The organism is Rhizobium sp. 05L419, from assembly GCF_056397845.1.
The window spans coordinates 1-9838 of sequence record NZ_JBFTOF010000054.1 but is presented as its reverse complement, the minus strand read 5'-3'; the positions used below and the strand labels follow the sequence as shown (position 1 = coordinate 9838).

Genomic DNA, 9838 nt, shown 5'->3' with positions numbered 1-9838 from the left:
CCATAAAGCACATGGCTCTCAATCTCATCCGAAGAGCGCCGGGCAAGGATTCCCTGCGTTTGAAACGAAAGGTCGCAGCATGGGACGACGACTTCCTGGCAAGTACAATCTCTCGATAATTAACTCACCCGATTCCCCTGCTATACAGGCGCTCTTAAGCATCTTTTCGATCTCGTCGATTATCGGGCGCTGAGCGGCAAGCGGGTCATTTTGGCGGCCACGGGCGGCACGCCGCTGCATGGGCTAGTGACTGAACACCAGGTGCGGCCTCTGTTCGGCTTCTTCAATGCCTTGACGCTGCCGACCGCCATCTACGCTACCGAAACAGATTTTGCCAACTACAAGATCATCAGTCCTGTCGTTGACGACCGCATCGCTCGCGCCGTTTCAGAACTCGTGCAGGTACTGCCTGCCTCCGACCAAAACACTGCCGTCAGCGCGCTGGGCAACCGTCCGGCCCTCACCGTTGCTTCGGCCTGGCCACTCAAAGAGGGAGAATGTAATGTCTTATGCCAACCGAGGGCCGGTTAAATTCGCCTACTGGGTACCCAATGTTTCCGGCGGATTGGTCATTTCCAACATCGAACAGCGCACCAGTTGGACGATCGAGTACAACAGGAAGCTGGCGCAGATCGCTGAAGCCAACGGCATCGACTACGCGCGCAGCCAGATTCGCTTCACTGCTGGTTATGGCGCCGAATTCCAGCATGAATCGGTATCCTTCAGCCATGCATTGCTGGAATCGACTACAACGCTCAAGGTTATTGCGGCCATTCTACCCGGACCGTGGAATCCAACGCTCGCGGCAAAGCAAATCACTGACCTTGACCCCAAGCGATTTACGGTTCGCACTGTGCCTGCGCTTCTTGCAAAAAGCTCGGCGTGGCAGGATTATTGCGACGTTCAGCGGCCTCTTGAGCAGGCCATCAAGCGTCTTGGAAATTCAACGCAGGCAGCTTGATTGGTTGAGCGCGACGGGCGGAAGAACATAGGCTGCATTGCTGCGTTATTGGACTATGGAAAAGGAACCTAGCGACACCGCCTCAGTTGAACAGCGTATTGGCGCGACGACTGACTTGCCTCACGATCGCATAACGGTGCAGCGCTTTCGTGAGGCTTTTCCACGCGCCCGCTGGAGTGACAGTCTGAATGCCTGGTTCGTGCCTGGCCGCACCGCCGAGAGGCGCATTGGACGCTGGCTTGCCGAGATCGAAGCGGAGGCCGACGCTTACGCCGACGAAAAGGGCAGGGACGCTTTTGCATTCGATCCGATCGAAAGCCGCTATCTCGAAGCAGCACCTTCGGTCTTTCAAGTCCGGACGCCCTACTCGCGCACTGTCGTGAACGAAATTCGAGAAATCCAGTTTGCGCGTTGGGACGGTGATCGCCGACTTTGGACAGTGCCTTACCGATCATACGAAGAACTGCGCCGACGGTGGCCAGCGATCGAAGCGGCGGCTCAGCGAAATGAGCCCGAGGTAAGGAAAGCGCTCCGTGAGGCAATGAAGGGCACTGATGAACAGGAGGCATCGAAGGCGGGATTGAGGGAACGCCGGCGAAAGCGCTATCCTGTGCCCGCAGACTGTATTCCGCCGTTCGAGCGGGCGATCGGCACGCATTCTGGTGTCGTTGTCTTCACCGGCACGGACGGCGAGTTGGCAGAACCTGCGACTGTCAGCACGTTCTATTTTCCTGCAGGGCAGAGTGTGGAGCATGTTTGGGCGTCGTGGCGATCCGGTTCGCTGGAAGAACTGGTGACGACCTGGCCAGCACGAAGACCGCCCGCAGAAGAAGAGTTCGCGCGCGGCTGGTGGTTGCCAAACCTGGAGGAGTTGCGGACCGCTCGGCAAAAGGCCAAATCAAAGCGACGCGCCCAACAGCGCAGGCAAGAAGAACAGGACGATACCGCGTAGGGGTAGCCGCAGATCGCGGGGAAAGGAGCGTCCGGATGTTGAGCAAGCAACAGATGCGGAACGTGCTAGGTGAGTTTCAAAACTTGCCGCCGATCGAGCCGCGCGAGATGATCGGGCTATGGATCGGTCGGGGCATTCCGTCCGGCCACCCTTTCGATGGCGTGCTGGAAAACCTCGGCTGGTTCGGCAAGCGGTTCACCTCGAAAATGCGCGCGGATGCGCTGCTGTTTCGCGTCGGGGAGCAGCGGTTAATTCCGATCGACCCGGCAAGAATACCACTTCACCTGATCCTGCGTTTCCACAAGATCGGGAGGATGCGCACTGCCGGAGCCCTGTTTTCGTATCTTCGGCGTGGGCTTCGGGCGAAAGGCCCGGTGGCTTCCTTGAAAACATTATCATTCCAGGGCGTGGCGAGTGCCGCGATGATCTATGACGGTCAGCCCATTATCGACCATTTCCGCAGGATGGATGATCGCAAAGTGATGGGAGCGATGACGATCCAGGGAGACGATCGAATTTATTTCTTCGAACTCGAGCGGGTGGATGAGCCGTGAGCGCTGCTTGGATGAGCAGCGTCTGAATTTCCGATCTAATCATCGATTGGCTACTACCCGTTTCGATGACCTTCTTGCCGAGCAGCTTGTCTGACGTGCGCGGTTGTTCGGGTTTGATAAGGCGCTCCCCGTAAGGGTTGAGCGCCTTATCTTTTTTGGATGGATAACCGTTCCGTCATACCGAAGACCGCGGCGTTATCCTGAACCTCACGCAGGCCCTCGCAGGATGCATGGCGCAAATTTCCGTCGTCTGTCCAGCCACGAAAGTCGATTTCCACGATCAGCGTCGGTCGAGCGAAGACCAGGTCTTTGCCCTGGGCCGGCACGACTGTTTATTTTGCCTTGAGTTTGTCGAGCATCTTGCGCAGGTACTCGGCATCCTTGGTGTTGAACCCAGTTCCGACGGAGCCAACGTGGACCCAATCGTCCCCGTTTCGGCCTGCGAGAAGCAGGCTGGACGCATTTGATCTTCAGCCAATCGCCGGTGCGGCGAATCTGAAAATGCGAATATTGGCTAGCGATTGAGCTCTCGGGTAACAGTGTGACGTCGAGAGCCAGAAAGCTTGCGATGAGATCACTCCAGCCGGCATTCTTCTGCGCCATACCAGTAGAACAGTAAAGTGCTGCAACGCGCCAGTTATGAAAGGCCGTCAGCACGCGTAATAGCCCAATTCCCGCGCCGGCTTGGCCCGCGGCAAGGTCAACCGGAGGACTTACGCAACCGCTGGCCAATCAACCGAAGCGTCGCACGCAATCCGTTTCGCTAGCAAGGGCTGTCTGGAGCCCTATGCCAGCAGCCGTGCCGCGCGGCCGCTACGACGAGTGGTATTGTTGTAATAGCTCGATGCTTGCTGAACCGAACGGTGACGCGATTGCTCCATCGCCTCGGGGAGGGCACCCGTGCGCCGAAAACTCCCGAGGCTCCAGCCCGGCGAGGGCCGCTCGCTGCTTGACGATGTCATTGATCAAGCGCGGGGCGCGAAACATTCCCCAGATCGGGGATGGCGAGCGTCTGCAGACCGCTGGCTGTGACGGCTGCTCGCAGCTCCGTGGCATAAGATCGAGCTGTTCTCAAGCCGGGAGGATGCGATGAGGCGATTGATCTTGGCCGCGGCGGGCCCTCGTGGTGGCGGTCGCGTTGGCGCATGCGCAAGACCTTCCACGGCCGATTTGCAGAAGCGCGCCTGGGCATGGCGGTCGATGTAGCCTCCGGTGCGCGAACCCGAAGGGGAGCTGCCCGCGATACTAACTTCATCCGGGAGCCATTCTCCGCGGACACGGTTCCTTGAGGCTCTGCAAGAGCATTTTCCCGTCGTCCGTTCCAGGAACAAGGCCCTGCCACGCGATCGCGATCGAGGCGCGGGCACTTGCCAAAGACGGTTCGGACATTGGTGGAACTTTTCCCCCAATAAAAGGTTTTCTCGACCAGTGGACGGGAATACCCGTTTACAGGGGTTAAGGGAGGTCTTCATGTCTTCAGAACTGCCTTCGATCCATCTCACCACCGATGACTTACGCATTCTCCAGAACGTTCTCAGAGATTGTGGCTACACCGTCGCTATTTCATTTCCGACATCGAGCGGTTCCAATCTTGCCGACAAACTGCTGATCAGTCTCTACCAGGGCGGAATGACTGATCCGGCTGAACTGTCAGATGAACTGTCGAAACGTTTCGGCCGAACAAAACCTGAGGTTCCGCTTGTCGGCCGGCAGTTGCACAGAGACGCCATTCGTGGGCTTCAATCGCCGGACCATGCCCGCAGAGGGTCGAAGTATCACCATCTTGCGCGCACGCCGGACGTCGATAAATTCCGCTAGTAGCACGTGCGGATCGAGCGGGATCGAAGAGGAGACTTGGACGCCCGCACCCGACCCGCAACCTCCATCGCCAGCAGCAAAGTGACGCTGTGGCGCATGGAGGTGGGGGTCGATTGAGCCTTGATCGATCCTCGACGGGTTTCGTCGGACGGGTTTGCGCCCACACTTGCGCCGGGTTTTGCAAACGAGCGAAAAGCGGGAACTGGCGCTTGCGCTCGAGTTCGAGTGCAGAGCAGGTCAGGTCGCAATTGCAAAAATATCGCTTAGGTTCTAATGTACCAACATAAATCAGGAGGTGACAGCCATGACCATCACGACCCTATCCAGTCGCGAGTTTCAGCAGAACGCCAATCAAGCGCAAAAAGCTACCCAAGCAGGCCCCGTGTTCATCACGAACAGGGGCAAGCCGACGCAGGTCCTCCTTAGCTTTGAAGAGTACCAAAGGATCACGGGCAAGCGGCGCAATATCGTGGAAGCCTTGTCGATGCCCGGTCTCGGAGATATCGAATTGGAAATTCCTCGCTCGCGCGACCTACCTCGTCCGGCCAATCTATCCTGATGTTTTTGCTCGATACGAATGTTCTATCCGAACTGCGCAAGGCCGGCTCGGGAAAAGCGGACTCCAATGTTATTTCGTGGATGTCCAGTCAGGACGCAGAGGGCTTCTTTGTCTCGGCCGTGACACTTATGGAGCTGGACCTCGGCATCCTCCTAATGGAAAGGCGTGATCCATCACAAGGCGCACGCCTGCGCGCTTGGATGGACGACTATGTATTGCCAGAGTTCGCCGAGCGAATTTTAACTGTGGATCGGACCGTGGCACTCCGCTGCGCCCGTCTTCATGTTCCTGATCCACGGCCTGAGCGTGACGCATTCATTGCGGCGAGCGCCTTGGTGCATGGGATGACCATCGTCACCCGCAACGTTTCCGATTTCGCCCCGATGGGTCCCGACATCATCAACCCATGGGAGTCAGGCTGACGGATTTCGTTTTCGGTCAAAGGCCGACCGACTAGTGAACAGGAGCTGCACGCCCGACCTATGTGCGAACACCACGGGCCAGTGCCCAGACTTTCTTCGTACGACGTCCTCTACAGCGCCCTCAGCTTCGAACAACGTGAAGAGCGCGCGGCAGATCAGACAAGATCTCTGCACCGTCGGCTCGCAAGATAGCAATCCCTTCCAGAAGGATACCGAAGCGGCCTGAGCACGCTGGTCGCGTTCTCTGCGTATACCTTCGGAGAGCCGCGATGCTTTTGGACACCTATTACGTGCTGCTGACGCTCTACGAGGACAAGAGCCGCGCAAGTGCCGATGTCAAGGAGCTCTCTCAGGCCAAGCTTTCGGAAATTGACCGCAAGATCCGTGAGTTGACGGAATTGCGCCGAACCCTCGAGCATCTCGTTCATGCCTGCCATGGCAACGACCGCCCGGATTGCCCGATCCTCGCCGAACTGTCGGGTGAACGCGACGCCTAGGAGGCCAGCAAACGGGATCGAGCAATTGCGATATCGGGCGTGCCCGATAGGGAACCCGCGAGATGGGCCACGCTCGGCTTCCCGGCGAGCATCAAAATTCGATTTTTTCAATTTCCTGGGAATAAAACCAGGCGCAGGTTCGTATACTCATTCATGGAACGGAAAGAACGCCCCTTCGATGTCATTGGCCAGCTCGCAGCGCTTCGGCGCTACGCCCGCTCGCTCGTGCGCAATTCGGATGACGCCGAAGATCTGGTCCATGATGCCTTGGTTCGGGCATTCGAAAAGAGACAGAGCTTCCGTCGCGGTCGCAATCTGCGCACGTGGCTCCTTTCAATTCTGCACAACGCTCATATAGACCGCGTCCGCCAAAGCCGATCTTTGACGCGACGGCACGACGAAGCCGCAGCCGAGGCCGACCAGTCTCTGGCCGCCGGCCAAGAGCATGCCGTGCGGTTGCAACAGGTGCGCGGCGCATTTTTTCGCCTGCCGGAAGAGCAGCGCGAGGCGCTTCACCTCGTGGCGATCGAAGACCTCTCCTACCAGGAGGCGGCCGCCGCACTTGGTATTCCGGTCGGCACATTGATGTCGCGAATTTCTCGTGCCCGTGCGCAGTTGCGCGAGTTCGAAGAACAGACGCCACGTAGCTCGCATTTGAGATTGATCGAAGGGGGCGGCAATGAAAACAGTTGATCCGATCATCGACGCCGATCTCGACGCCTATGTTGACGGCGAGCTCGATGTTGCGCGACGTATCCAGGTCGAATCCTATTTGTCCGAAAATCCGGCAACGGCGGCCAAGGTGATGGCCGACCTCAGCATCCGCGGCGAACTGCGCCTGGCGCTGGCGAACGACAGCATCTTTGGCCGTGCGGAGACGCGCGACGCGGCACGGCGTCTTGAGCGCGGTCTCGCTTATGGCCGAATATTCCAGACAGTGCAGCGGATCGCCGCCGTTGGCGTTCTCGTTGCTGCGGGATGGGTGGCGCACACGTCCTTTGGCGCGTTTACCGCAACCGAGGTCGCGGCCTCCGTCCCAGCCCCGGCCTATGTCGAGGACGCTGTTMGGGCTTATCACACTGCAGTGCTGCGGCAATCCGTGCCTTCACAGGCCGTTGCAAGCTACAAGGCGGAGGATATACGCGCCGCAACTGCGATCGTGATGCCGCAGATTCCGAAAGACTGGACGATCTCCGATGTGCAGATTTTCCCGTCGGAGTTCGGCCCGAGCGTGGAGATGGCCATCCGCACCGACGACGGAAAGCAGATTTCTCTGTTTGCCGTTCGGCCGGGCGCATTTTCCGTTCAGTCGGTAAACCATATCGCATTGGACGACGCTGAAGCAGCCTATTGGCAGATCGGTGACGTTGCCTACGCCCTCGTCACCGCCGACCGCACCATCCCGCTGGACCGGGTTGCCGACCAGCTCGCCCGCACCCTTTACTAGTTCAATCGAGGAGATCTGTATGAACCCGATCAATCAGCGCTACGGCTCTGCCGTTGGCTCGCAGGCACTCTTTGACGAGGGTCTTCGCCAGCATATGCTGCGCGTCTACAACTATATGGGCATCGGCCTCGTCATAACAGGCATTGTCGCCTTCATCGTTGGCAGCACGCCGGCCCTCTATGTGCCGATCTTCCAGTCTCCGCTGAAATGGGTGGTCATGCTGGCGCCGCTCGCCTTCGTCTTTTTCTTCTCGTTCAAGATCCAGACGATGTCGGCAAGTGCAGCTCAGACGACCTTCTGGGCGTTCTGCGCCGTCATGGGTCTGTCGCTCGCATCTGTCTTCCTCGTTTTCACAGGCACGAGCATCGCGCGCACCTTCTTCATCGCCGCAACGATGTTCGGCACGACGAGCCTTTACGGCTATGTGACGAAGCGCGATCTCTCTCGCATGGGCTCATTCCTGATGATGGGCCTGATCGGTGTGGTGATCGCCAGCGTGGTCAACATCTTCCTTGGCTCAAGCGCGCTGCAGTTTGCCGTCTCGGTCATCGGCATTCTCGTCTTCGTCGGTTTGACCGCCTACGACACGCAGAACATCAAGGAACAGTTTTCAGAAAATTACGATCAGGAATCGAACCAGAAGCTTGCCGTCTTCGGCGCGCTGTCGCTCTACCTGAACTTCGTCAACATCTTCCAGCTGCTGCTCAACTTCACGGGCGAGCGGGAATAGGAACAAGCGCTTCTGGGGGCAATGGAAGCGCTCGAAGGCCCGATCCACGCACTCTGTGACAGGATGCGTGGATCGGGTGTTCACTAAAGGGAGTGTGGGTCATTGCCTAGCCGTAACCCCTGCGTGAACTCTCGAAATCGCCCCTGGCAATTCGATCGGAACGCTGACGATATCAGGCGACTATATCGGCGGCGGCACCCTGGAGATCGAGAGCGTGCTCGGCGGCGATACGTCATCGACCGATCGCCTCGTCGTCACCGGCAGCACATCGGGCACCACCGACGTCAAGGTGATCAATCTCGGAGGTGGCGGCGCGCAAACCGTCGAAGGCATCAAGATCGTCGATGTCGGCAGCACGTCAGCCGGAGCCTTCACTCTGCAGGGCGACTATGTGTTCCAGGGCGACCAGGCCGTGGTCGGCGGTGCCTATGCCTATCGGCTCTATAAGAACGGTGTCTCCACTCCGACTGATGGCGACTGGTATCTGCGTTCGAACCTGATCAATCCTGCTACGCCCGGCGCTCCGGCGGCGCCGCTCTACCAGGCCGGTGTTCCGATCTACGAAGCCTATCCGCAACTGCTGCTCAGCCTGAACGGGCTTTCCACGCTTGAGCAACGTGTCGGCAACCGCTACTGGCAGCCTGACGGAAAGACGACGTCTGCCTTGGAGCCGGAGGGCTTCTGGCTGCGCACCGAAGGCATGCAAGCCAGCACAGAACCTGACACCAGCACGAGCGGCACCAGCTACGACTACAATCTGTTCAAGCTGGAAGGCGGTCTCGATGGCGAGTTCTACCAGGACCGGAGCGGCCGACTGATCGGTGGTCTGACCGTCCACTACGGCACCGTTTCCGGCGACATCGCCTCCGTCTACGGCGACGGCAAGATCGACACGACCGGCTACGGAGTCGGCGCGACACTCACCTGGTATGGCGAGAACGGTTTCTACGTCGACGCGCAGAGCCAGGCGACCTGGTACGACAGCGACCTGAAATCCGATCTCGTCGACGGCGATCTGGAGAATGACAACAACGGCTTCGGCTATGCTCTGAGCGTCGAGACGGGCACGCGCTTCGCTGCCTCCGGACCATGGTCGATTACGCCGCAGGCCCAGCTTGTCTATTCCTCCGTAAACTTCGACAGCTTCGATGACAGGTTCGGAGCTCGGGTTTCCCTCGATGAGGGCGACAGCCTGACCGGCCGGCTCGGCGTGGCGCTCGACCGCGAGGAGAGCTGGCAGCAGGGCGACGGCCAGACGGCCCGCGCGAGACTCTATGGCACTGCCAATCTCTACACCGAATTCCTGGACGGTACCGCTGTCGATGTCGCCGGCACCGGCTTCGGAAACGAGAACGACCGTCTCTGGGCGGGGCTCACATTCGGCGGCTCCTACAATTGGAGCGACGAGCGCTTCTCGCTCTACGGCGAGGTCGCGGCTACGTCTTCGCTGGAGAACTTCGGCGACAGCTACACTGTGAGCGGTACCGCCGGCATCCGCGTTAAGTGGTGATGAGTCGACAATTGGGTTTGTCGGCCCTGTCGGCAAGGGGCCGACGGCTGGACGATACCAGGAAGACCAAAGTCGGTGTTGGCCGCAATGGGCCGCGGCCGGAGGAGCGTTTCGGCCGTATTGCGCGGTGGGTTCAACTGATCGCTGCAACACACTCTGCAAACCTCTCCGGGGGCGTTTGATGAAGCAAGGTGTCTTGGACGTTCGTTGAGCTGCCTCGCGATAGAACGACCTAGTGTCCCGTCACCGAGATTCTGACTCGTTGAGTACTGGTGTCGGATAAGACTTAGCCATCTTTTCGCGCGCTTGCTCGATTGAGAACATCCATCGGATTTGGGCACCGCTATCGGTTCGACGACGCGCCCATGCCTGAACCTCACTCCTCACT

General features: G+C 58.9%; 11 protein-coding genes and 4 pseudogenes. 13 read left to right on the top strand and 2 right to left on the bottom strand.

Features of this window, described 5'->3' with window-relative positions; translation table 11 throughout:
• The 5 genes and pseudogenes from AC1DMK_RS30490 to AC1DMK_RS30470 all read left to right on the top strand — a co-directional run.
• Window positions 1–193: hypothetical protein (locus AC1DMK_RS30490; protein WP_477863967.1), on the top strand; the 193-nt coding region annotated here is incomplete at its 5' end.
• A pseudogene (locus tag AC1DMK_RS30485) lies at window positions 142–531 on the top strand (NAD(P)H-dependent oxidoreductase); the annotation flags it as partial. The gene AC1DMK_RS30490 and the pseudogene AC1DMK_RS30485, both read left to right, overlap by 52 nt.
• Window positions 503–826 (top strand): annotated as a pseudogene (locus AC1DMK_RS30480) (LLM class flavin-dependent oxidoreductase); the annotation flags it as partial. The pseudogenes AC1DMK_RS30485 and AC1DMK_RS30480, both read left to right, overlap by 29 nt.
• 190 nt (window positions 827–1016) lie before the next feature.
• Entirely contained in the window at window positions 1017–1913 is an 897-nt protein-coding gene (locus AC1DMK_RS30475; protein WP_477863966.1) for a hypothetical protein, read from the top strand.
• A gap of 35 nt (window positions 1914–1948) precedes the next feature.
• A complete protein-coding gene (locus AC1DMK_RS30470; protein ID WP_477863965.1) occupies window positions 1949–2467 on the top strand; it encodes a DUF4334 domain-containing protein in 519 nt (172 codons plus the stop codon).
• A gap of 146 nt (window positions 2468–2613) precedes the next feature.
• Here the strand turns inward: AC1DMK_RS30470 and AC1DMK_RS30465 are convergent.
• Both AC1DMK_RS30465 and AC1DMK_RS30460 read right to left on the bottom strand, forming a co-directional pair.
• A pseudogene (locus tag AC1DMK_RS30465) lies at window positions 2614–2956 on the bottom strand (ATP dependent DNA ligase); the annotation flags it as partial.
• A gap of 296 nt (window positions 2957–3252) precedes the next feature.
• Window positions 3253–3442 (bottom strand): annotated as a pseudogene (locus AC1DMK_RS30460) (integrase); the annotation flags it as partial.
• 495 nt (window positions 3443–3937) lie between these two features.
• On the opposite strand from AC1DMK_RS30460, the gene AC1DMK_RS30455 reads away from it, so the two are divergent.
• The 8 genes from AC1DMK_RS30455 to AC1DMK_RS30420 all read left to right on the top strand — a co-directional run bounded on the left by AC1DMK_RS30455 (window position 3938) and on the right by AC1DMK_RS30420 (window position 9450).
• Window positions 3938–4285: a hypothetical protein gene (locus AC1DMK_RS30455; RefSeq protein ID WP_477863964.1), complete on the top strand. Its 348-nt coding sequence runs from the start codon at window positions 3938–3940 to the stop codon at window positions 4283–4285.
• Between the two features lie 304 nt (window positions 4286–4589).
• Complete coding sequence (locus tag AC1DMK_RS30450; RefSeq protein WP_037066777.1) at window positions 4590–4844, top strand: type II toxin-antitoxin system Phd/YefM family antitoxin; 255 nt, start codon at window positions 4590–4592, stop codon at window positions 4842–4844.
• Entirely contained in the window at window positions 4841–5266 is a 426-nt protein-coding gene (locus tag AC1DMK_RS30445; protein WP_210165206.1) for a type II toxin-antitoxin system VapC family toxin, read from the top strand. The genes AC1DMK_RS30450 and AC1DMK_RS30445 overlap by 4 nt, the downstream gene beginning before the upstream one ends.
• A 269-nt stretch (window positions 5267–5535) precedes the next feature.
• Window positions 5536–5763, top strand: a complete 228-nt coding sequence (locus AC1DMK_RS30440; RefSeq protein ID WP_477863963.1) for a MerR family DNA-binding protein — start codon at window positions 5536–5538, stop codon at window positions 5761–5763.
• 153 nt (window positions 5764–5916) lie between these two features.
• A complete protein-coding gene (locus AC1DMK_RS30435) occupies window positions 5917–6456 on the top strand; it encodes a sigma-70 family RNA polymerase sigma factor (RefSeq protein ID WP_477863962.1) in 540 nt (179 codons plus the stop codon).
• Window positions 6443–7210, top strand: a complete 768-nt coding sequence (locus tag AC1DMK_RS30430) for an anti-sigma factor family protein (protein WP_477863961.1) — start codon at window positions 6443–6445, stop codon at window positions 7208–7210. Before AC1DMK_RS30435 ends, AC1DMK_RS30430 begins: the two co-directional genes overlap by 14 nt.
• A gap of 19 nt (window positions 7211–7229) precedes the next feature.
• Complete coding sequence (locus AC1DMK_RS30425) at window positions 7230–7940, top strand: Bax inhibitor-1/YccA family protein (RefSeq protein WP_477863960.1); 711 nt, start codon at window positions 7230–7232, stop codon at window positions 7938–7940.
• Window positions 7941–8076: 136 nt separating this feature from the next.
• Entirely contained in the window at window positions 8077–9450 is a 1374-nt protein-coding gene (locus AC1DMK_RS30420) for an autotransporter family protein (protein ID WP_477863968.1), read from the top strand.
• Window positions 9451–9838: the final 388 nt, after the last annotated feature.

Excerpts from the sequence above, each read along its gene's own strand:
- AC1DMK_RS30475 (WP_477863966.1), top strand. The coding sequence starts at position 1,017 with ATGGAAAAGGAACCTAGCGACACCGCCTCAGTTGAACAGCGTATTGGC.
- AC1DMK_RS30470 (WP_477863965.1), top strand. The coding sequence starts at position 1,949 with ATGTTGAGCAAGCAACAGATGCGGAACGTGCTAGGTGAGTTTCAAAAC.
- AC1DMK_RS30455 (WP_477863964.1), top strand. The coding sequence starts at position 3,938 with ATGTCTTCAGAACTGCCTTCGATCCATCTCACCACCGATGACTTACGC.
- AC1DMK_RS30450 (WP_037066777.1), top strand. The coding sequence starts at position 4,590 with ATGACCATCACGACCCTATCCAGTCGCGAGTTTCAGCAGAACGCCAAT.
- AC1DMK_RS30440 (WP_477863963.1), top strand. The coding sequence starts at position 5,536 with ATGCTTTTGGACACCTATTACGTGCTGCTGACGCTCTACGAGGACAAG.
- AC1DMK_RS30435 (WP_477863962.1), top strand. The coding sequence starts at position 5,917 with ATGGAACGGAAAGAACGCCCCTTCGATGTCATTGGCCAGCTCGCAGCG.
- AC1DMK_RS30425 (WP_477863960.1), top strand. The coding sequence starts at position 7,230 with ATGAACCCGATCAATCAGCGCTACGGCTCTGCCGTTGGCTCGCAGGCA.